Source organism: Enterococcus sp. DIV0755b (assembly GCF_051713765.1).
Lineage (GTDB): Bacteria > Bacillota > Bacilli > Lactobacillales > Enterococcaceae > Enterococcus_C > Enterococcus_C canintestini.
In genome coordinates, this window is the sequence record NZ_JBIOQN010000001.1 from 2,132,543 (window position 1) to 2,155,633 (window position 23,091).

At 36.0% G+C, this 23,091-nt stretch carries 19 protein-coding genes; 3 read left to right on the forward strand and 16 right to left on the reverse strand.

What is annotated here, in order from left to right; genetic code table 11:
• Positions 1 to 29 precede the first annotated feature (29 nt).
• Entirely contained in the window at positions 30 to 1,958 is a 1,929-nt protein-coding gene (gene glgB, locus IGI65_RS10185) for a 1,4-alpha-glucan branching protein GlgB (protein ID WP_438774160.1), read from the reverse strand.
• A 474-nt stretch (positions 1,959 to 2,432) separates the two neighbouring features.
• Entirely contained in the window at positions 2,433 to 2,807 is a 375-nt protein-coding gene (locus IGI65_RS10190; RefSeq protein ID WP_438774161.1) for a hypothetical protein, read from the reverse strand.
• Between the two features lie 149 nt (positions 2,808 to 2,956).
• Between IGI65_RS10190 and IGI65_RS10195 the strand changes: the two genes are divergently transcribed.
• Positions 2,957 to 3,499 carry a DUF2179 domain-containing protein gene (locus IGI65_RS10195; protein WP_071863787.1) on the forward strand — a complete coding sequence of 181 codons (543 nt, stop codon included), beginning with the start codon at positions 2,957 to 2,959 and terminating at the stop codon, positions 3,497 to 3,499.
• Between the two features lie 231 nt (positions 3,500 to 3,730).
• Positions 3,731 to 4,330 (forward strand): hypothetical protein, encoded by a 600-nt coding sequence (locus tag IGI65_RS10200; protein ID WP_438774162.1) that lies wholly within the window; start codon positions 3,731 to 3,733, stop codon positions 4,328 to 4,330.
• Positions 4,331 to 4,563: 233 nt separating this feature from the next.
• Here the strand turns inward: IGI65_RS10200 and IGI65_RS10205 are convergent, their stop codons facing one another.
• From IGI65_RS10205 to IGI65_RS10240, 8 genes are all read right to left on the reverse strand, one after another.
• The gene (locus IGI65_RS10205) at positions 4,564 to 5,007 is read right to left on the reverse strand and encodes a hypothetical protein (RefSeq protein ID WP_438774163.1); all 444 of its coding nucleotides are present in this window, start codon (positions 5,005 to 5,007) and stop codon (positions 4,564 to 4,566) included.
• A 205-nt stretch (positions 5,008 to 5,212) separates the two neighbouring features.
• Positions 5,213 to 6,031 (reverse strand): DUF1803 domain-containing protein, encoded by an 819-nt coding sequence (locus IGI65_RS10210; RefSeq protein WP_438774164.1) that lies wholly within the window; start codon positions 6,029 to 6,031, stop codon positions 5,213 to 5,215.
• Positions 6,032 to 6,176: 145 nt separating this feature from the next.
• Positions 6,177 to 7,106: a manganese-dependent inorganic pyrophosphatase gene (locus tag IGI65_RS10215; RefSeq protein WP_438774165.1), complete on the reverse strand. Its 930-nt coding sequence runs from the start codon at positions 7,104 to 7,106 to the stop codon at positions 6,177 to 6,179.
• Positions 7,107 to 7,203: 97 nt separating this feature from the next.
• Positions 7,204 to 7,959: a pyruvate formate-lyase-activating protein gene (gene pflA, locus IGI65_RS10220; protein WP_379956967.1), complete on the reverse strand. Its 756-nt coding sequence runs from the start codon at positions 7,957 to 7,959 to the stop codon at positions 7,204 to 7,206.
• A gap of 128 nt (positions 7,960 to 8,087) precedes the next feature.
• Positions 8,088 to 10,316, reverse strand: a complete 2,229-nt coding sequence (gene pflB / locus IGI65_RS10225) for a formate C-acetyltransferase (RefSeq protein WP_438774166.1) — start codon at positions 10,314 to 10,316, stop codon at positions 8,088 to 8,090.
• 281 nt (positions 10,317 to 10,597) lie between these two features.
• Positions 10,598 to 13,051 carry a DNA topoisomerase IV subunit A gene (parC, locus tag IGI65_RS10230; RefSeq protein WP_438774167.1) on the reverse strand — a complete coding sequence of 818 codons (2,454 nt, stop codon included), beginning with the start codon at positions 13,049 to 13,051 and terminating at the stop codon, positions 10,598 to 10,600.
• An 11-nt stretch (positions 13,052 to 13,062) separates the two neighbouring features.
• A complete protein-coding gene (gene parE, locus IGI65_RS10235) occupies positions 13,063 to 15,120 on the reverse strand; it encodes a DNA topoisomerase IV subunit B (RefSeq protein ID WP_071865546.1) in 2,058 nt (685 codons plus the stop codon).
• Positions 15,121 to 15,507: 387 nt separating this feature from the next.
• Positions 15,508 to 15,930 carry a CoA-binding protein gene (locus tag IGI65_RS10240; protein ID WP_438774168.1) on the reverse strand — a complete coding sequence of 141 codons (423 nt, stop codon included), beginning with the start codon at positions 15,928 to 15,930 and terminating at the stop codon, positions 15,508 to 15,510.
• Positions 15,931 to 16,060: 130 nt separating this feature from the next.
• Between IGI65_RS10240 and plsY the strand changes: the two genes are divergently transcribed.
• Positions 16,061 to 16,696, forward strand: coding sequence for a glycerol-3-phosphate 1-O-acyltransferase PlsY (gene plsY, locus IGI65_RS10245; protein WP_071865548.1), 636 nt, complete (start codon positions 16,061 to 16,063; stop codon positions 16,694 to 16,696).
• Positions 16,697 to 16,746: 50 nt separating this feature from the next.
• On the opposite strand, the gene IGI65_RS10250 is transcribed toward plsY, so the two are convergent.
• The 6 genes from IGI65_RS10250 to trmFO form a co-directional block, all read right to left on the reverse strand.
• A complete protein-coding gene (locus IGI65_RS10250) occupies positions 16,747 to 17,622 on the reverse strand; it encodes an aldose 1-epimerase family protein (RefSeq protein ID WP_438774169.1) in 876 nt (291 codons plus the stop codon).
• A gap of 46 nt (positions 17,623 to 17,668) precedes the next feature.
• Positions 17,669 to 18,460 carry a GTP-sensing pleiotropic transcriptional regulator CodY gene (gene codY, locus IGI65_RS10255; RefSeq protein WP_071865567.1) on the reverse strand — a complete coding sequence of 264 codons (792 nt, stop codon included), beginning with the start codon at positions 18,458 to 18,460 and terminating at the stop codon, positions 17,669 to 17,671.
• 23 nt (positions 18,461 to 18,483) lie between these two features.
• Positions 18,484 to 19,875: an ATP-dependent protease ATPase subunit HslU gene (gene hslU, locus IGI65_RS10260; RefSeq protein ID WP_071865550.1), complete on the reverse strand. Its 1,392-nt coding sequence runs from the start codon at positions 19,873 to 19,875 to the stop codon at positions 18,484 to 18,486.
• A 12-nt stretch (positions 19,876 to 19,887) separates the two neighbouring features.
• Positions 19,888 to 20,433, reverse strand: a complete 546-nt coding sequence (gene hslV, locus IGI65_RS10265) for an ATP-dependent protease subunit HslV (protein ID WP_071865551.1) — start codon at positions 20,431 to 20,433, stop codon at positions 19,888 to 19,890.
• A 26-nt stretch (positions 20,434 to 20,459) separates the two neighbouring features.
• Complete coding sequence (xerC, locus tag IGI65_RS10270; RefSeq protein ID WP_071865552.1) at positions 20,460 to 21,365, reverse strand: tyrosine recombinase XerC; 906 nt, start codon at positions 21,363 to 21,365, stop codon at positions 20,460 to 20,462.
• A gap of 364 nt (positions 21,366 to 21,729) precedes the next feature.
• Positions 21,730 to 23,028: an FADH(2)-oxidizing methylenetetrahydrofolate--tRNA-(uracil(54)-C(5))-methyltransferase TrmFO gene (trmFO, locus tag IGI65_RS10275; RefSeq protein ID WP_438774170.1), complete on the reverse strand. Its 1,299-nt coding sequence runs from the start codon at positions 23,026 to 23,028 to the stop codon at positions 21,730 to 21,732.
• Between the last annotated feature and the right edge of the window lie 63 nt (positions 23,029 to 23,091).

The following is a 23,091-nucleotide window of genomic DNA, read 5'->3' on the forward strand; positions in this document are numbered from 1 at the left end:
TTACGGTGAAAATTCACCATTCCCCCCTTTTATTTTTCTGCTTTTGCTTTTTTAGTTTTTGGTTTTGCTCGTGTATTAATGTCTTCAGGTTTAATTAACAATGCACCCAAAGCTGGTACAATCGTTTTAAACTGATAATGATAATCTTTAAAAGGTAACGCAGAAGTTTCTCTCACGGGATTTGACTTAGTCCAAGTCCCACCAAATTCTTTCATCTCAGTATTTAAAATTTCTTTATAGGTACCAGGATATGGCACCCCAATGACAAAATCTTTACGCTCAACTGGTGTTAAGTTTAAAACGACGATGACAAAATCTTTTTTTGTTTTGCTGCGTCGAATAAAACTTAAAACTGTATCATCTTTATTGTCCGCATCAATAATTTCAATGGTATCGTAATCGCCTTCTAATTCAAAAAGCGCTTTTTCATCCTTATAAAGAGCGTTTAAAGTTTGCGTAAAATGTTGCATGTTATGATTCATGTCATCATTTAAATCAACCCACTCTAGCCCATGGTCGTACTTCCATTCTAAAAACTGTCCCCACTCACTACCCATAAAGAGTAGTTTTTTCCCTGGGTGTGTCATCATATAGGTGTATAGATTGCGGAGTTGGGAAAACTGTTTATAGCGATCTCCCCACATCTTATGCATTAAGCTTTTTTTGCCATGAACAACTTCATCATGGGAAAGTGGCAAAATATAATTTTCACGCATCATGTACATGAAAGAAAATGTTAAGAGATTGAAATTGTCACGCCGATAGATAGGATCCATTTCGTAAAAACGTAACACATCGTTCATCCAGCCCATATTCCATTTGTAATCAAACCCTAAAGCACCACTTTCAATCATGCCCGTAACTTTGGTCTCAGATGAACTTTCCTCAGCAATCATTAACGCATCAGGGTGAGCTAATTTCACAACCGCATTCAATTTTTGCAAAAAGTAATACCCTTCAAAATTACGATTTCCCCCTTCATGATTTGGCGTCCAAGGGCCTTCATCATAATCGCGGTAAATCATATTAGAAACAGCATCCACCCGAATACCATCCACGTGATAAAATTCCAACCAAAAAAGTGCACTTGAAATTAGAAAGCTTTGCACTTGAGGCTTACCTAGGTCAAAATTAATCGCACCCCAGCGCACATTTTGAGCTCGATCATAATCTTCGTATTCAAAAGTCGGCGTCCCATCATAGTAAGGTAATGTATCTTCATTAATGCAAAAATGCCCCGGCACCCAATCAACTAAAACACCGATGTTTTCTTTATGACAAGCTTCAACAAAATCCTGAAATTCTTCTGGTGTCCCATAATAAGAACTTAGGGCAAAATAGCCAACCAATTGATAACCCCATGATTTCCCTAACGGATGTTCCATTAAAGGCATAAATTCAATATGGGTATAGCCCATTTGTTTCACATAAGGAACCAATTCTTCTTTTAAGTCTGCAAAAGTGTAAGGGGTGTTGTCTTTGTGATGCTTCCAAGAACTGGCATGGACTTCATAAATATTCATTGGACGCTTAAAGTGATTAGTACGCTTTTTTCGTCCTTGCCATAAGCCATCTTTCCACTTCTTTTCTGCCATTGTATGTAAGACAGCTGCACTTCCGGGCCGTTTTTCAAAACGAATTGCAAAGGGATCTATTTTAAAAATCTCGCGACCATTTGCTTGCCGCACTTTAAATTTATAAAGATCACCTTCATTAGATTGAGATGTCGTTAATTCCCAGATACCAGATTCTCTTTTGGATAAAGGAAGTGAATCGTCCCAATCGTTAAAATCGCCCACTAACCACACTTGTTGGGCATTAGGAGCCCAAACCCGGAACACAAAACTGCCATCTGTTTTTTTATGTGCACCTAATAAATGCTGGCTGTAAAAATTTTCCCCTGTTAAAAAACGTTCTTCTGCAACTAGAACGTCATTTGCTTGCTTTTCTTCAACCATACCAGTTTCCTTTCTATCCTGAATATTGCGCATCAACTCATTTTTTCAAATCCAAAAACTAGAAAAAAACTTAAATACCTCGCTAAGTTTTTCTAATATAATAATAACACATTTCTAATCTAAGAAAAGAGTTTTAGCAAAAAAATAACTCCTTTTTCCTAAAAATATTCCATTACATCTTCGTTAATGAAAAAAGCTGACATGTAAAGCGTTTTCAAATATTATTTTGAATACGATAACATTATTGTTAAAATAAAGACCCAGCAAAATCCAATGATTTGACAGCACAAAAAATAAAAGTTATATAACGAAAAGTACGCTTGAAAAGATGACACAATATTATATGAGACTATGATGAGCAATATTATCGTAGAATTGTCTCTTTTTTGCTCAAGAAAAAAGCATCTGATGATTTAAAAATCAGATACTTTAAAATAATTCATAATTTAGAGACTTACCAATTAAAAAAATCCTTTACAATAAGGAAAAACGATGGTAGATGATAATGCTACATTGGAGTGTCCCCATTATCATCAAAAAAATACGGATACTAATGGGTAAATATACAATAAGTAATGCTATAAATAATAATATCAAACCTTGTACAAAAGAATAATAGTAGCCAAAAGGAAAGGCAAAGCGCAACGCCAAATAAGCAAAAAGACTACCCATCGAAATCAACAGAAACTTAAAAAAGACAAATAAAAAATGGTCAAAAGCAGGATGATAATCGAGTGCATGTTGGACGGAAAACAAAGTTTCTGGATTAATCAATAATAAATAAATCGAATAGTATAAACCAAAAAATGCCACCATACCATGACTGACTAATAAAAGGCGTCGGCTCATTTCCTCTCCCCCTCCATTTATAACAATCGTTCTATATAACAATTGTAATCTTTTTTTAATATTTTCGCAATAAAGTTCCATTTTGATTAGTGTTTCAATTGTAATTTTTGTCTTTGTGGTGTATTTTGGAGCAATAAGGAGGGTTTTAATTGGACTTTAAACTTTTATTTATGATTTTTGCTATTAATTTTGCTTATATTACGCTAAATACATTGCGTTTTATGTTGACGATGAAAGGTTATCGCATCATCGCGCCATTAGTAAGTATGGTAGAGATTACAATTTATATCTTAGGTCTTTCAATGGTCTTAGATCGCTTAGATGACCCGATTAATTTATTTGTTTATGCTTTAGGATATGCGGTAGGGATTAGTGTGGGGATTAAAATAGAAGATAAACTCGCCCTAGGCTATATTATGGTTACTGCAATTTTACCTTCTAATACAAATGAAGATAATCATTTACCTAAAGTATTAAGAGACAACGGCTATGGTGTTACCCAAAGCAGTGCACAAGGTCTTGAAGGCGAACGAGTCGTGTTAGAAATATTATCACCACGAAAAAACGAGCGGCAATTATACCAACTCATTAAAAGCGTAGAAGAACGCGCCTTTATCATTTCTTATGAACCCAAATATATTTCTGGTGGCTTTTGGACTAAAAAAGTACGTAAACGCCAACAGCGACAATAAATATAATTGTATCGCCTCTTTTTTGCTAGATAACAATATTTTGGAATACTGCTCTTATCACTTGTAAAATCATCTAATTCTTTTAATTAAACTAACTTTTAAGCGTATTACTTAAAAGTTAGTTTTTTCTTTATCAGATTAAATTAATAAACAACTTTTTTTATGAGAATAATTCGACATTTACTTATTATTTTGTTATTATTAATGAGAATAAATGTTTGGAGCGAAGTTATGTCGAATTTAAAATTACTAAAGTATCTTACCGTAGCGTGTGGATTTATTGCTACGATTCTTTTTATTTCTACGGTATTTACTGATTATTTTGCTAGCACACTCGCAAGTAAATTATCATTAAATGTACTAGGAGAAAGTAACATTGTAGCAAATTTTTTTAATCATCTTTTTATTTTTTTTACTGTCGTTTTTAGCGGCCTGCTCTATTACTATTGCAAAAAAACCGATAAATCGGAATTTAAAGAAGCCACTTTTTTTTATTTCATTGCCTTTTTAATCTTATTTTTACGTACCTTCCTTCCTAGTGGCGACGTTCACTCCTTTACCTATCTTCTGGCTGCAGGTATACAAATATTAGCCACTCTAATGGCACTCTTCTTCTTTTTAATCGTCTTTTTAAACCGAAGATATCCTTTTTTATTTGCGGCTTTGATGATGGTGGATATTTTAATATATATGGGAAGTGTACTATATAGTGTCTTATTAACGGATTTTTCTCTTCCTAACCTAGGCAGTAATATTGCAGCTAGCATTAATATTACTTTTTTCAGTCTTTTCTTTTTAACAACACCAATAAAAAAAGAAAAAACCATCTAAAAAAATAGGTATGACGTATGACAAAAGATTTGTCATACGTCATACCTATTTTTTTCAAATAAAGACTGCCAAAGAAAGAACTTCTACTTAAACCAGCGGAAAAATTTATAAATTTGAGCCATTATTTTCTTAAAATTTCTCATTATGCTAGAAATTAATCACCTCTATCACAACCATTTAGCATTAAAAAGTTAGGTTATAAAAAAGAAGTGATCACTCACTTCTAGAACAAACTAGTTTTCAACCCACAATTCTTTAATGACACCATTAGTATAAACTTTATATAGTGATTCAACTTTACGTTTTGGACTTGAGGCTACAATTAAATAAAACTTTCCGTTAGTATCATAATCCAGATCTCCTACGACTTTGTATGAAAGTGGTCGATTATCGTAGTTTGCATTGTCTATTAAATATTTAATTGCTTGTGGGGCGGTAACAATAAAATTATTTTCAATTAACCAATCCACCACAATAGGAACAATGGTTTGGGCGCCAATTTTTTGTTTTTGTTGAATTGCCAAAATAACTTCGCCATCAGAAAATTGACTCTCATCAATTTGATTGGTTTTAAGTTCTAATCGGGCAGCTTCTACTTCTGCCATTGAAATAAATTGAACCATTGAACCTGTCGCCTTTACTTTCCCATTTACATATTCCCTTTTGATTTTCTCCATCCAAAAGTCCCCCCAAATTTATTCTATAATAATAATATCATTTTATTATTATAATTTCAATGATTTTATTATCGTTTTTTAATTTTACGCGAATAAAAATGAGTGCTTTGCTCAAAAAATCATATTATTCGTATCGATTCCCCACAAATTAGCTTATTAGCTAAAAAAACGCTCTTTGATAAACAAAAAGCGTTTGCTATCTCATTTAATTTTCATTTAATAAAATAAACTGCAGCGTTTGGGCGTTTTGTGCTGCTAAATAACTCGTTAATAATAGTCGCCATTTTAGCAGATCTGTCTTTTCAAACTTCATTTTTTCATCAGTATGAGCTAAAAGAGGTACCTTTAATTCTAAACTACTTTCTTCATTAACCATTAAAATTCCAGTCAACGATAATGCCCGACTAAAAATAGACGGACGAACCTTTTTACCCTTTACTACTCTTTCAATAATATAAGCAAACTGCAAACCTGCATAGATTGGATCTACATCGCCTAAAATGGCATATAAAGGATTGGTTTCAGTTAATTGTTCTTGTTTTAACGCTTCAAAGTAAGAAGGGATAGTGTCATATTTAGCATCTAATTGACAACTAACAAATTGTAAAGTATCACTTTTAAACAAAGCGACTTCTGCTAACGCAATCGTATCTATTACACCGTAAAAATAATCTTGCTTCATGAGATGTTCATAATCCTCAAATGCTGCCACTATAGCAGCAGAGCTTTGTTGTAATTGGCTTAGTGTAATTTGAAAATCTGCTTTCTTTTCTATGGCTGTCACTAACTCTTTTGTAACGATTGGAAACAATAACCGATACCGCCGCTCTTCTCTTAAAATTAAGTTTAGTTCAATCGCCAGGTCAATTGTTTTTTCTAAATTTTTCATCGGAATATTTTTCTTCAAATCACGTAAAATAGTTCCTTCATGCAGATATAAATAGCTACAAAGTTGCTGAAAAGTAGCACTATGCGCTAAATTTTGATAGTCCTCATTTTTACCACCACCGTAATAAAATTTCATCTTTTAACATTACTCCTTGTTTTTAAGCTTACATTCCATATAAAAAACCCGAGAGAGCGGTTTTCTTTATTACCACAATAGTAATAAAGAAAAATCCTGCTCTCATTCGGGCGTACTTTATCATTTAGTATTTAACTCGACTAGCTTAACTAAAAGCTTCAGTTAATTGCGGTACAACTTGTTTTTTACGGGAAACCACACCTTTTAATAACGCGCGGCTATTTTCTAACTTCGTATCAAAAGCAGCTTCAACTTTTTCTTTTGGCTCGCCTACAACTAATAACTCAGAATCACTATCTAAGATGTTGGTTACAATTAAAACGAATAAATCATAGCCATTTTTCTCATTTTCTTCTGTCATGGCCGCTTCCAATTCAGCTTGACGATTGAAAACTTCATCTAAATCAACTGTATTAACTTGGCCAATGCGAATGTTTTTATCTCCCATTGGAAAGCTTTTAGCATCAAGATCTAATAAAAAGCTAGCAGATTTATCGCTTAAATTTGTACCAGCTTTCAACATATCTAAACCATATTTTTCATAATCTGTTTCAGCTAGTTCAGCAAGTTCTTTTGCTGCAGCGATATCTTCTGGTGTACAAGTTGGAGATTTAAATAATAATGTATCGGAAATAATCGCAGATAACATCATTCCAGCAATTGCTTTAGGAATTTCTACTCCTGCTTCTTTGTATAATTTCAAAACAATGGTACTAGTACACCCAACAGGTTCAGCGCGGTAGTATAGCGGATTAGCAGTTTCAAAGTTGGCAATCCGATGATGGTCTACAACGGCCAAAATATTAACGTCTGCAATATCGTTTACACTTTGTTGAAATTCATTGTGGTCAACTAACATTACATTTTCTGTATCTTCTTTAGCATTTGTAATAACACGCGGAGCTTTTAAGTCAAAGTAATCTAACGCGTATTGTGTTTCTTCACTTGGTGTACCTAATGCAACAGCTTCAACTGTTTCTTCACGTAATGTATCTTGCAAATGAGCAAAGGCAATTGCTGCTCCGATTGCATCAGTATCTGGATTTTGATGACCAAAAACTAAAATTTTTGACATATAAGACACTCCTTTAATAATCATAGGTTTTACATTCTTCTTTATGATAGCAAAAAACAGGAAAGATTCAATCAAAAATGCATCTTTCCTGTTAAATTTAACGGGTTAAATATTTTGTATAATTATCAGTATGCAAAAGCTCTTTGGCATTTTTAACCCGATCTTCAGCCGGCGGTTCAATTCCTTCTAAAGGATATTTTAATCCCATTTCCTGCCATTTGTATTTGCCCATCGTATGATACGGTAAGATTTCTACCTTATCGACATTTTGTAAAGTTTGAATAAAGGCATCTAAACGAATCAAATACTCGTCATAATCGCTTCGATGCGGGACTAATACATGCCGAATCCAAACCGGTTTTTGGATTTCAGATAAATAAGTTGCCATTTCTAAAATCGGTGTATTGGCTTGTTTGGTCAGTTTTTTATGGGCGTCGTTATCGATATGTTTAATATCAAATAACAATAAATCCGTATATTCCATTAACGTATTGAATTTGGAAAAGAAAGGTTCGGCTTTGGTGAAGGGTTGGCCACACGTATCTATTGTCGTATGTACACCGGCAGCTTTGGCTTTTTGAAATAAATCAATTAAAAAGTCCATTTGAAGCAATGGCTCCCCACCACTTACGGTAATCCCGCCTTTTTCTCCCCAAAATTCTTGATATTTTAACGCTTCTGCTAAAACATCATCAGCGGTACGTTCTGTTCCGGTCCCAATTTTCCACGTATCCGGGTTATGACAAAATTCACACCGCATGCGGCAGCCTTGGGTAAAGACGATAAAACGAATTCCCGGGCCATCAACGGAACCAAAACTTTCAGTAGAATGAATACGTCCTGTCACAGTCATAAAGAGGACTTCCTTTCGTATTTGAAAACAGCACTTTTGGCTTACTTTTTATTTTCTCGCGTGTTTTCTTTTATTAAAAACAAAAGTGGCGGATAGTTTCCCATCCGCCACCGTATCGTACTTTTTAATTACATCGATTCGTGCATAGTCCGTGCAATTACATCATCTTGTTGTTCTTTTGTTAACTTGATGAAGTTCACGGCATACCCAGATACCCGAATAGTTAATTGTGGGTATTTTTCTGGATGCGCTTGGGCATCTAGTAATGTGTCACGGTTGAAGACGTTAATGTTCAAGTGGTGACCACCTTTTGCAGCATAGCCGTCTAACATGGTTGCTAAGTTTTCTTCTTGTGTTGCTTCATCGCGCCCTAATGCTTTTGGTACGATAGAGAATGTGTTTGAAATACCATCTAATGAGTAATCGTATGGTAATTTCGCTACAGAAGAAAGACTAGCTAAAGCACCGTGAGTGTCGCGACCGTGCATTGGGTTTGCCCCTGGTGCGAATGGTTCACCGGCACGACGTCCGTCTGGTGTGTTCCCTGTTTTCTTACCATAAACCACATTAGACGTAATCGTAAGGATTGAAGTCGTATGTTTTGAGTCACGGTAAGTTTTGTTACGTTTTACTTTTGTCATGAAGGTCTTCAATAAGTTCACAGCGATTTCGTCTACGCGATCATCGTTGTTCCCATATTTTGGATAATCCCCTTCAATTTCGTAATCTTCTACGATACCATTTTCATCTCGAATTGTTTTAACTTTCGCGTATTTAATGGCAGATAATGAGTCAACGGCAACAGAGAAACCGGCAATACCAGTTGCCATGGTACGTAAGATATCAGTATCTTGTAACGCCATTTCAATGCGTTCGTAAGAATATTTGTCGTGCATGTAGTGAATGATGTTTAAAGTGTTCACATAAAGTTCTGTGATCCAGTCCATCATTGTGTCATATTTTTCCATGACTTCGTCATACGCTAAGTATTCTGAAGTAATTGGTTGGAATTTAGGTCCGACTTGCGCTTTAGATTTTTCATCTACCCCACCGTTAATCGCATATAACAATGTTTTCGCTAAGTTGGCACGCGCACCGAAGAATTGCATTTGTTTACCAATACGCATTGCAGAAACACAACAAGCAATTCCGTAGTCGTCACCCCAATGTGGACGCATTACATCGTCGTTTTCATATTGGATGGCAGACGTTTGAATACTCATTTTCGCACAGAATGTTTTGAAGTTATGTGGCAAACGAGTTGACCATAAAACCGTTAAGTTTGGTTCTGGCGCAGGGCCTAAGTTTGATAACGTGTGTAAGAAACGGAAACTATTTTTTGTCACCATGTGGCGTCCGTCTTCTCCGACACCTGCGATTGATTCGGTTACCCAAGTTGGATCTCCAGAGAACAAAGCGTTGTAATCTGGTGTCCGGGCAAATTTCACCAAACGTAATTTCATTACAAAATGATCGACAATTTCTTGTGCTTCTTCTTCTGTTAAAACGCCGTTTTGTAAGTCACGTTCTACATAAATATCTAAGAAAGTAGAGGTACGACCAAGCGACATTGCCGCACCATTTTGTTCTTTAATCGCAGCTAAGTAACCAAGGTATAACCATTGGAAAGCTTCTTTTGCATTTGAAGCGGGTTGTGAAATATCAAAACCATAAATCGTACCCAATTCTTTTAATTCGTTTAGGGCACGTAATTGTTCGTTTAATTCTTCCCGTTGACGAATGATATCATCAGACATAACCCCATTGCCACAGTTCAATAAGTCTTTTTGTTTTTCTTTGATTAAAAAGTCAACCCCGTATAAGGCAACACGACGGTAATCCCCGATAATACGACCACGACCGTAAGCATCTGGTAAACCTGTAATAACACCTGAGCGACGAGCTGCCCGCATTTCAGGCGTGTATGCATCAAATACTCCTTGGTTATGGGTTTTACGATAGTCACGGAAAATGTGTGAAACTTCTGAATCAATTTCATAACCATAAGCTTCTGCCGCTTGTTCAGACATGCGGATACCGCCAAATGGTTGTAAGCTACGTTTAAATGGTTTTTCCGTTTGGAAACCTACTACTGTTTCTAAATCTTTGTTTAAATAACCAGGACCATGAGAAGTGATGGTGGAGACAACTTTTGTATCCATGTCTAAAACGCCACCAGCTTCACGTTCTTTCTGGTTTAATTTCATTACTTGATCCCAAAGTTTTGTGGTTGCTTCAGTTGGACCAGCTAGAAATTCATCAGTACCGTCAAATTGTGTGTAGTTTGCTTGGATAAAATCACGTACGTTTACTTCGTTTTGCCAAGCTTTACCTTTAAATCCGTTCCATTGTTCCATTGAATGGACCTCCTTAAAAATTCGCTATACTTTATGTAACAGCTTTACGAACACAGTATAACACATCGTTTTTACTTTGCAAGCATTTTCTTGTGTTTCATTGAACAATTTCATTTGTTATCTTACAAACCATTATGTAAACACTGTCATATCAGTAATATCAACACACTTGAAGAGTTTATCTTTTTATTAAATAAGCCTTTTCATCATTTATCATGCTCACAAAAAAGCATTTCTGTATTAACACAGAAATGCTTTTCAAATACAATCATTATAACAGGTTAATCTTTTACAATAATCGGATGTTTTAATTCTTGCACATCTATTATTTGACCACCCTTTTTTTCATCCATAACAAAAGAACCATTTGAAGTACGATCTGAAATATTGAAATTGGCAACATCGATTTCTGTTTGTTGTCCTTTTTGATTTGTAAGTAACAAGGTTTGATCACTGCCATTTCCCATATAAATGACACGATGAGGATTATTTTTTAATTCGCGTAAGACCATTAAGCCGCGTTTTGCACGTCCTAATTGATTCAACTCTTGCGCTAACATGCGTTTGACTGCTCCTCTTTGGGTCACAATGACAATTGGATTATCTCCCATTCGGTATACGAGTTGGCCATTGACGACAAAATCTTCATCCTTTAGATTAATTGATTTAACCCCAGATGCTTTAGGACCAACAACAGGAACTTCACTTAACGCATAACGCAAACCAAAACCACGATGGCTGACTAAAAATACATCTAATTCGTCATTTTCATCCACTAAAAAGACATTTGTGATTACATCTTCAATATCTTTAAATTTTATAATCGCAAGCGGTCTGCTCTTATACGTCCGCCAAGGCTCAAATTCTGTCATTTTGGTTTGTTTAATTAAACCATTTTTGGTGATGACAACAAAATTCTTAGCAGGATCTAACTGCTTATAAGGATAGACTGCAATAATCGCTTCATCCACAGCCATATTAAGCATCGTTTGAGAAATGTGTTCTCCGATTTCTTTCCAGCGTAAATCCGGTAGTTCATGAACTGGTCGGTAGATGACATTTCCTTTATTGGTAATCAGTAAAAGATGATCCAATGTGTTCACTTCACCGGTGTATAAAACAAAGTCGCCATCTTTCATTCCTAATTCTTCTGGTTTAGAAGCTGCATAAGAACGTAGACTACTCCGTTTAATATAGCCATCGTGAGTTACGGAAACAACGACATCTTCTTGGGCAACAAGAACTTCTGTTTCAATTTTTAACTCTTTAATTTCCGCTTCAATTTGTGTCAAACGAGGTTGTCCATATTGCTTTTTAACTTCTTTCAACTCTTTTTTAATGACACTTAAAAGCTCTCCTTCATCCGCCAATATTTTTTTCAATTCAGCAATATAATCAGCTAATTCTTTTGCTTCTTGTTGTAATTGCGTGATGTCGGTATTGGTTAGGCGATATAATTGCAAATTCACAATTGCTTCTGCCTGGGCTTCTGTGAATCCATGAGCGATAATTAAATTGTTTTTAGCATCTTTTTTGTCTTTACTACCACGAATAGTGGCGATGACTTCGTCTAAAATCGACAATGCTTTCATTAAACCGTCGACAATATGTTGTCGTTTTTGTGCTTTCTCCAATTCAAAACGGCTGCGTCTTATAACGACATCGCGTCGATGTTTAATATAACTTTTTAGAATTGTCAGTAACCCGACTTGTTTCGGGCGCATTTCATCAATTGCGACCATATTGAAGTTATAGTTAATTTGTAATTCTGTGTTTTTGAATAAATAGTTTAAGATTCCTTCTGCATTGGCATCCTTTTTTAGCTCCACGACAATTCGTAAACCGGTACGATCGGTTTCATCCCGTACTTCTGCGATACCGTCAATTTTTTTGGCTAAACGAATTTCATCAATTTTCTTCACGAGCGTCGCTTTATTAACTTCATAAGGAATTTCAGTCACCACAATTTGTTCTTTATTTCCTTTAATTTTTTCAATCTCCGTTTTTGAACGTAAGATGACTTTTCCTCTACCCGTTTCATAGGCTTTTTTTAGTTCGGCTTTCCCTTGTAAAATACCACCAGTAGGAAAGTCAGGTCCTGGAATAAATTCCATTAATTTATCCAAAGTCGCCTTAGGATGATCAATCAAATAAATAGTGCCATTAATAACTTCAGTTAAATTATGAGTGGGAATTTCTGTTGCATACCCCGCTGAAATACCGGTAGAACCATTGACTAAAAGATTAGGAAACTTCGCTGGTAAAACAGTTGGTTCTTTTTCTGTATCATCAAAGTTCCAGACCATATCAATGGTTTCTTTTTCAATATCTTTTAGTAATTCACTACTTAATTGGGATAATCTTGCTTCGGTATAACGCATTGCAGCTGGTGGGTCACCATCCATACTCCCGTTATTACCATGCATTTCAATCAAAATTGCACGTAATTTCCAATCTTGACTCATCCGAACCATCGCTTCATAAATACTACTATCGCCATGGGGATGATAATTCCCCATGATATTACCGACAGATTTCGCTGATTTACGAAATGCTTTTTCGTAAGTATTGCCATCTTTATTCATACTAAATAAAATACGGCGTTGAACTGGCTTTAAACCATCACGAATGTCTGGTAAAGCTCGCTCTTGAATAATATATTTTGAATAGCGGCCAAAGCGGTCGCCCATGACCTCTTCAAGTGTTAATTCTTGAACATTATGATTGTGTTCCACTTCGCCACCTCCTAGTCGTCAAATAAATTAATTTCTGAAAAATCATCATTTTGGTCATCTGAATTTTTGGCATGTGCCTTTTCTTCATCAAAAATTTCGCTGTTAGGAGCTTCTTCATCTACTTTTTTCTCCAAAATACTCCCGTCTTCTTCCAATGAAAACTGAACATGACTTTCAATCCACTTTCTTCGAGGTTCAACTTTATCTCCCATTAAAGTGGTAACGCGTCGCTCAGCTTTTGCGGCGTCGTCAATTCGCACGCGAATTAATGTCCGCGTTTCAGGATCCATCGTGGTCTCCCATAACTGTTCGGCATTCATTTCACCCAAACCTTTGTAGCGTTGCAACATATAACCTTTGCCTACTTTTTGAATGACTTGTTGCAATTCTTCATCAGTCCAAGCGTATTCAGTGACTGCTTTTTTACCTGCGCCTTTTGAAACTTTGTAAAGGGGTGGTAACGCAATATAGACTTTTCCCGCTTCAATTAATGGCTTCATGTAGCGATAAAAGAAAGTAAGTAACAGCACCTGAATGTGGGCGCCATCGGTATCGGCATCGGTCATAATAATAACTTTGTCATAATTACAGTCTGCAATTGTAAATTCCGGTCCCACGCCCGCTCCAATAGTATAAATCATCGTATTGATTTCTTCATTTTTTAAAATATCTTGTAGTTTCGCTTTTTCAGTGTTAATCACTTTTCCTCGCAATGGCAAAATCGCTTGAAACTTGCGATCACGCCCTTGTTTGGCAGAACCACCGGCAGAATCCCCTTCGACTAAATACAGTTCATTTCGCTTCGGATTGCGAGATTGCGCTGGCGTCAATTTACCAGAAAGTAATGACTCTCCTTTTTTGCGCTTTTTACCGGTACGACTTTCTTCTCGTGCTTTGCGTGCCGCTTCTCTAGCTTCTCTAGCTTTAATGGCTTTTCGTACAAGCATTTGGCTCATTTCACTGTTTTCTTGCAAATAAAAACCAAGCTGCTCACCTAAAACACCGTCAACTGCATTTCGAGCACTAGGAGTACCAAGTTTTTCTTTTGTTTGACCTTCAAATTGTAATAAATTCTCTGGTACTCGGACAGAAAGAACAGCAGCTAACCCTTCTCTAAAATCGCTACCTTCTAAGTTGCGGTCTTTTTCTTTTAGTAAGTTTACTTTACGGGCATACTCGTTAAAAGCTTTCGTTAAAGAAGCTTTCATCCCTGCTTCATGAGTACCGCCATCTTTTGTGCGGACATTATTAACAAAGGACAAAATATTTTCTGAATAGCCATCGTTATACTGCATTGCTACTTCAACTTCAATTCCATCTTTTTCACCATTAAAATAAATAACCGGTGTCAATGAATCTTTTTCTTCGTTTAGATAGCTTACGAATTCTTTAATGCCTTCTTCAAAATGAAAGACATCAACGACAGGTTCTTCACCTCTTAAATCAGTCAACGTAATTTTAACATCTCGCAATAAAAAGGCTGATTCTCTTAACCGTTCTGCTAAAGTTTCATAAGAAAATTTAATGGTTGAAAAAATTGTATCATCAGGTAAAAAAGTAACGGTGGTTCCATTTTTCTTTTTTGTTTTACCCAGTTTTTTTAAAGTTCCTTGAGGCTTACCACCATCTTTGAACTTCTCCTCATACGCAATTCCATCACGAACAATAGTTACTGTTAGCCATTTTGATAATGCGTTAACGACACTAGCTCCCACACCGTGAAGACCACCAGACGTTTTGTAACCGCCCTGACCAAATTTTCCGCCGGCATGTAAAACAGTAAAGATTACTTCGACTGTGGGGATGCCAGACGCATGCATTCCAACAGGCATACCTCGACCGTTATCACTAACAGTAATGCTATTATCTTGATTAATTGTAACAGCAATCTCATTTCCAAAACCTGATAGTGCCTCATCAACAGAATTATCGACTATTTCATAAACTAAATGATGTAAGCCCCGGCTATCAGTTGAACCAATGTACATTCCTGGACGTTTTCGAACTGCCTCAAGTCCTTCTAAGACTTGAATGGAGGCATCATTATACTCAGTTGTTTTTTTTGCCAAAGCAAACGCTCCTTTGATAAAAGTAATGGGCTAAGCCCGCTTATACCTTTTTTCACGCAACTTAAAAGTGCGCTTCCTCTATCTTACTCTAAAAAACCGGTGAAAAAAAGTCTTAAATATCCCCAGATAATTAAAGCCATGCTTTTTTAGGCTACAAACACAAGGGAAACGTACGTTCTCCTCTGTTAAAAATTTTTACTTAATTTTTTTCTTTTTTAGTTATCTAGCTAAATATGACCTTTTTATCGTAATTCTAAGTTTCCCCTTAACAAATTATGCTAGATGGGTGTGATTCTAATTTACACAACAAAAACATAGAAAAAACTAAGTAAGCTCTTTTTACACCACTTTTAAAAGTCGGTTTCAAAAACTTACTTAGTTTTTAAATTAAGCAATCATTTTATTTAACTCGATTTTAATGCAACGATCCATAATGACGTTATTTCTTCCCGCCTCTTCAAGCATCGCTGCAGCTTCTTCACTTTGCAAACCTAATTGGGCCCAAAAAACTTTAGCATCGGTTTTTAAAAAATCAGCTGCAACTGCTGGTAAAAATTCACTACGCCGGAAAATATCAACAATGTCAATTTTCTCTGGCACACTGACTAAATCAGCATATACTTTTTCACCTAAAATTTCGTCACCAGCATACTGAGGATTGACGGGAATAATACGATAGCCCCGATTTTGCAACAAACGTGCAATTTGAAAACTAACGCGATCTTCTTTTGGACTCAAACCCACCACCGCAATATTTTTGGCATCCTTTAAGATTTGAAAAATTTGTTCTTGATTAGGATTTTTAAACATAAAAAACACTCCTTTTAAAATGAAATAGCAATCAATTAGACTATACGCTAATGAAGAAATATTGGCAAAGAGTTGTTCCTGTAATTCTTTCATGCTAAAATGACGCTAGTTTGAAGAATTGAGGTTTTTTATGAAAATAATTATTTTACTAATAATCGCCTATTTACTAGGCTCGATTCCCTCTGGCGTTTGGATTGGAAAACTATTCTATCAAAAAGATATTCGGCAATTTGGCAGTGGTAATACTGGTACTACTAATACTTTTCGGGTTTTAGGTAAAACTGCTGGCACTATTGTTTTACTGATGGATATCTTAAAAGGAACTTTCGCTACACTTTTACCTACGTTATTTCACGTCAATAATATCAATCCATTATGGTTTGGTGTCTGTGCTATTTTAGGTCATACTTTTCCAATTTTTGCTGGCTTTAAAGGTGGAAAAGCAGTTGCAACTAGCGCTGGGATGTTATTAGGTTACAGCCCTATTTTCTTTTTATACTCCGCTACAATTTTTGTTGTCAGCTTGTTTGTGACAAGTATGGTAAGTTTAACAAGTATGATTGCAGCCGTTTTAATTACACTGTCGACTGTCATCTTACCTGAGATTTGGCCACAAGTATTACCAGAACATAATTGGTTGTTAACTTTAATCGCTTGTGGATTAACTATTTTCATTTTTTATCGGCACCGCGATAACATTACCCGAATTAAAAATGGCACTGAAAGCCATATCCCTTTTGGTTTAAATCGTGATAAAAAAGATTGATTCCCAAAAAGACCTTTAAAAGTTTAAAACTTTTAAAGGTCTTTTTATAGTTACTTGACAGTAATAGCGTATTTCGTAGTGAATTTTTCTCGCCCTGCTAATTGCTGAATACCTAGTTTTTCAATTAATTCACCTGTAGCATCTGTAGTGTCGGCAATCCCACACCACGGTTCAATACAGACAAAAGGTGATTCTGTTGGATAAGGCGACCAAATTCCAACATAAGGCATATCTTTATAACTAAGGGTCACACTATGCGGCGATTTTTCACTACAAATAGAGATTGCGTTTAAACCTTTTGTTTCAAAAATTACTGCATCATTTTTGAACATATCATGGGTTAAAGCTAGATTTGTATTCGTTTGTCCCAATGTTCGTTGCTCTAAGTCAATGTAATTACCTTCAAGAGGTAAACTTAAACGCGATTTACGTGGTGAGAAAGCTAAATAGTAATCTTCAAAATTTAAGCCTTTTTCCAGTGGCACATTAAAAGCTGGGTGCCCACCAATTGAAAAGAACATTTCGTCTTCAGCTAAGTTTTCGACTTCATATTTTACTGTTAAACCATCCCCACCCAGTTCATAACGAATAATCAGTTCAAAATCAAAAGGAAAAATAGCTTTTGTTTTTTCAGTTGCTTTCAAAATAAAACTCGCACTATCATCACTTTTTTCTAATAGTGCAAAATCCATATCCCGGGCAAAGCCATGTTTGGACATGTGATATGTTTCCCCTTTGTACTGATAACTATCTTCTTTTAATGCCCCGACAATCGGAAATAATACTGGCGCGTGTTTGCCCCAATACTTTGGATTTGCTTGCCAAATATATTCTAAATTTGTCGTTTTGCTAACTAAACTTTGTAACTCTGCACCATGTAACGCAATTTTGGCACGTAATTGATCATTTTCAATTGTAACCGTCATATACGGCACCTCCTCATTTAGCTATCTGAACTTTTACTTATTTCCCTTAGTGACTGTGTTTATCCAATTCTTCTTTAAAACGTTTATTTAAAACTCGTAGGTATGTCCCCTTCATTCCTAATGAACGGGATTCAATAATACCAGCAGATTCCAATTTACGTAAAGCATTAACGATCACAGAACGGGTGATGCCAATCTCATCGGCAATGTTAGAAGCAGTTAAACGCCCTTCATCTCCTTGTAGAGCGGCAAAAATCGCTTGTACTGCTTTTAATTCACTATAAGAAAGGGTGCTAATCGCCATTTGAACAGCAGTAGCACTTCTGACATCCGCTTCAATATCACGGGATTTTTGATATAAAAATTGCATCCCTACTACCGTCGCACCATACTCTGCTAATACCAAATCATCTTCATCAAAAGCAGTATCCATTCGGGCTAAAATAATTGTTCCCAAACGTTCTCCTGCCCCAAAGATTGGCACCACTGTCGTTAAACCATTCGGATATTTTTCTCGTTGCTCAATTGGAAAGGCAGTCATATCAGAAGAAATAGGAATATTGGCTTCAGTTTTAGTTAAATGATCTACCATATCTGTGTAGATTTGTGGAAATTGTTTTTCTTCAAACATATTTTTAACGCGATCATTATTCACATCATGTTTTTCATTAAACCCTAACAAAACACCTTCACTGCTGATAATATAGGCGTTACTATCTAAAATATCCCCTAAAATTAACGCCATATTGTTATAAGGCAGGTCTAATGTCATATCAAACGTATTCTTTTGTTGGAGTAATTGATTGATACGGCGGGTTTTGTCTAATAAAGTTGTCATCTTTTTCATTTTCCTTCCTGTGATTACAAAATATAGCGACTTAAATCTTGATTTTCAACAATCGCATCCAGTTTCTCTTCAACATACGCAGCTGTAATTGTAATTTCTCCCATTTGCATGTCAGGAGCTTCAAACAATAAGTCTTCCAACAGTTTTTCTAAAATCGTATGCAAGCGTCTGGCGCCAATATTATCGGTATCACGGTTAACATCAAAGGCGATTTGAGCAATCTTTTCAATTGCTTCTTTGGTGAAGATCACTTTAACATTTTCTGTTCCAATTAATGCAATGTATTGTTTAATCAACGAATTATTAGGTTCTGTTAAAATTTTAACAAAGTCTTCAGCACTCAAGTCATCTAATTCAACTCGAATTGGGAAGCGGCCTTGTAATTCTGGAATCAAATCACTTGGTTTTGCCACATGAAAGGCACCGGAAGCGATAAATAGAATATGATCTGTTTGAATCATGCCATATTTGGTATTTACTTGAGAACCTTCTACAATAGGTAAAATATCCCGTTGAACTCCTTCTCTTGAGACTTCACCAGATTGCTGAGAGCGAGATGTAATTTTATCAAATTCATCGATAAAGATGATTCCATTTGCTTCAGCTAAACGAATAGCTTCACTGTGAATATCTGCATCATTAACCAGTTTGGCCGACTCTTCTTGGACCAAAAGTTCCCGTGCTTCTTTGACTGTCACAGTACGCTCTACTTTCTTTTGCGGTTTTAATGCAGCTAGTGTTTCGTTAATATCAATCCCCATTTGTTCCAAGCCATTATTCATCATTGGCCCTTTTGTTTGGGGCTCATCAATTTCAATCGTGACTTCTCTTTCATCTAAGGCACCACGTTCTAACTGTTCAAAAATCGCTTGACGATTTGTTTTAATTTCTTCAGTTAATTCTTCTTTTGGCTCTTCTTGTTGGGTATTAAAAATATTCATCATTTGTTCATAAGGATTACTCGTCTTCTTTTGTTCTTTTTTAATTCCTGGCACCAATACTTTTACCAAACGACGATTGGCTTTTTTTACAGCCCGGGTATAAACACGGCTATATTGCTCTTTACGAACAATTTGAATCGCATTTTCGACTAAATCTCTAACCATCGATTCAACATCGCGCCCTACATAACCCACTTCAGTAAATTTTGTTGCTTCCACTTTTACAAACGGCGCTTGAACAATTTTAGCTAAGCGACGTGCGATTTCTGTTTTACCGACCCCAGTTGGTCCGATTAAAAGAATATTTTTAGGGGTCACATCTTGTTGCATTTCTTCATCTAGTTGTAAACGACGATAACGATTGCGTAACGCTACAGCAACCGCTTTTTTGGCGTCTTTTTGACCGACAATATATTGATCGAGTTCTGACACAATTTGCCGGGGTGATTTTGTCATTTCATTCATAAGCTTCCCTCACTACATTTCTTCCACAATAATATTGTGGTTAGTAAAAATACAAATGTCAGCTGCAATATTTAATGCATTTTCGGCAATTTCTTTAGCTGTCATTTCATCATTGTTGTATTTTTTCATTGCCCGCGCTGCCGCTAAAGCGTAATTGCCACCAGAACCGATGGCTAAAATTCCGTCATCTGGCGTAATCACTTCACCAGTACCTGAAACAAGTAGCATTTCTTCTTTATTCATCACGATCAGCATTGCTTCTAATTTTTGCATAGCTTGTTGGGTGCGCCACTCTTGGGCTAATTCAACAGCTGCTCGTTGCAAATTGCCATTATATTCATTTAATTTAGCTTCAAATTTTTCTTCTAAAGTAAAAGCATCCGCCACGCTACCGGCAAAACCGACCACTACCTCGCCATGATAAATTCGGCGTACTTTTCTAGCAGTCCCTTTCATTACAACTTGTTCTCCCATGGTAACTTGGCCATCTCCGGCCATTGCAAACTTGCCGTCTTTTTCCACTGCACAAATAGTAGTGGAATGAAATTGTGATTCCATTTTAGTCCTCCTAAATTTTCAATTGCCTATTCGTGTGCCCGCGGATGAAATTTACGGTAATTATTTTGTAAACTCTCCTTTGTTACGTGGGCATATATTTGAGTTGATGATAAATTGGCATGTCCTAATAATTCTTGTACGGTTCGCATATCTGCCCCATTATTTAGTAAATGAGTGGCAAAAGTATGCCGTAACATATGGGGATGAATTTTACTATCTAAACTACTTTTTTTAATCAGCTGATTAAAAATATACTCAATCCCTCTAGTGGTAATTGGGCCACCTCGCTGATTAACAAACACAAAAGGATGATCTTGTGCACTTTTTTCCATCAAGTATGGTCTAGCTAATGTCAAATATTCTTGCAAAGCTACTTGAGCATACGAACCAAAAGGAACATAGCGATCTTTACTGCCTTTACCATGAATCAATAAGACTTCACCTTGCCAGTCAATTGCATCTAATGTTAATTTGGCACACTCGCTTACCCGTAAACCAGAACCATAGATAATTTCCAGCAAGGCTCGATTACGAATCTCAAGTGGTTTATCCCCTTGGGCAGCTTGAAAGAGCGCTGCCATTTCATTTTCATAAAAAAAACGAGGTAACTTGCTATTTTGCTTTTTTAAATGAATATAAGAAAACGGATTTTCTTCAATTACTTCTTGCTTTAATAAATATTGATAAAAAGAACGCAAACTGGCAATTTTGCGACTAATTGAATTGCGACTGTATTGGTGTTCGTTTAAAAAACTCAAGTAGACCCGTACGTCACGATGGTCAATGTGTAAAAAATCACTGTCGCCGCTTTCTTTTAAAAAGTCACGAAAATCTTGCAAATCTTCTTGATAAGCTGCCGTCGTTAAAACAGAATAGCCTCTCTCAAATTGCAAGTAACGAAAAAATTCTTGTGGCCAGTCAAATGTTGTCATTATACACCTCATTTCTGTCCGCAATTAATGTAGCATACAACGAATTAAAAAACAAACAAATTGTCAGAATTTAAACAATATTTCCTTCTTTTATCACAATTTACACAATATTGTCATATTTTTTTCTAAAAAAATGCTGATAAAAAGGATGCTAACAAGGATGACACAACTTTTTAAGCTTTTTAAAACTTGTCATTCACATGTCAGCTTTACCATAAAAAAGGTAACAAACTTTATTCTCTTTTGCAATCGATAAAATGTCGCAACTATTTCACCTTAACATATTTGAAATTACATCAAACGATTAAAAATTTTTATTCAAATGACGCCAAAAAAGCCATGACATAAGTCATAGCTTTTTGCTTTAAATTTCTGTTTGAGCTAAGTGATCTAACGCCCGTTCGGCTAATGTTTGATAGCGCAATTTCTTATCACGAATACGTTCAGGTAATTCTGGTAACAGACCAAAATTCGCATTCATCGGTTGAAAATGTTTGCCTTCTGCGTGAGTAATATAATATGCCATTGAACCAATGACAGTTTCTTGTGGCATCGTTAAAAGATCTTGTCCTAAAGCTAAACGCGCAGCATTTCGGCCAGCTAATAAGCCGCTGGCAGCACTTTCTACATAACCTTCTACACCAGTCATTTGACCGGCAAAAAAGAGATCATCTCGTTTAACAGACTGATATGTCGGACGTAATAATTCTGGTGAATTCATAAAACTATTACGATGCATGACGCCATAACGCACGAATTCTGCATTTTCTAAGCCAGGGATCATTTGGAAAACCCGTTTTTGTTCGCCCCATTTTAAATGAGTCTGGAAACCAACAATATTATATAAAGAAGCAGCAGCATTATCTTGCCGTAATTGAATAACAGCATATGGACGCTTACCTGTTTTAGGGTCTTCTAGTCCCACTGGTTTCATCGGGCCAAAAAGCATCGTTTTTTCTCCACGGGCTGCCATAACTTCAATAGGCATGCATCCTTCAAAATATTTTTCTTTTTCAAAAGTTTTTAAAGGAGCAACCTCAGCTGTAATTAAAGCTTCACGAAAAGCATCGAATTCTTCTTTGGTCATAGGACAATTAAGATATGCAGCTTCACCTTTATCATAGCGAGATTTTAAGTAGACTTTATCCATATCAATCGTACTTTTATCAATAATCGGTGCTGCCGCATCATAAAAATAAAAACCATCTGAACCATTAAACGTTTTAATGGATTCTGCTAATTTAGAAGAAGTCAAAGGACCCGTAGCAATTACTGTAATCCCACTAGGAATTTCAGTGATTTCCTCTGAAATAACAGTTACATTAGGATGCTTTTTAACTTTTTTAGTAACTGTAGCAGAAAATGAATCACGATCTACTGCTAAAGCACCCCCTGCAGGCACCGCTGTTTCATCAGCAGATGTTATAATTACCGAGTTTAGACGGCGCATTTCTTCTTTTAAAACACCGACCGCATTGGCTAAGCTATTGCCTCTTAATGAGTTTGAACATACTAATTCCGCAAAATCAGAAGTGTGATGTGCTTCTGTTGATTTTTCCGGACGCATTTCATAAAGGCGTACCGGAACTCCTGCCTCAGCAATTTGCCAAGCAGCTTCACTACCGGCCAAACCGGCACCAATTACATTTACAAATTCAGTCATTTTATTCTTCCGTTCCTAATTTTTAACAAAAGGAGTAGCCTCTTCATTAGAAAATGGCTACTA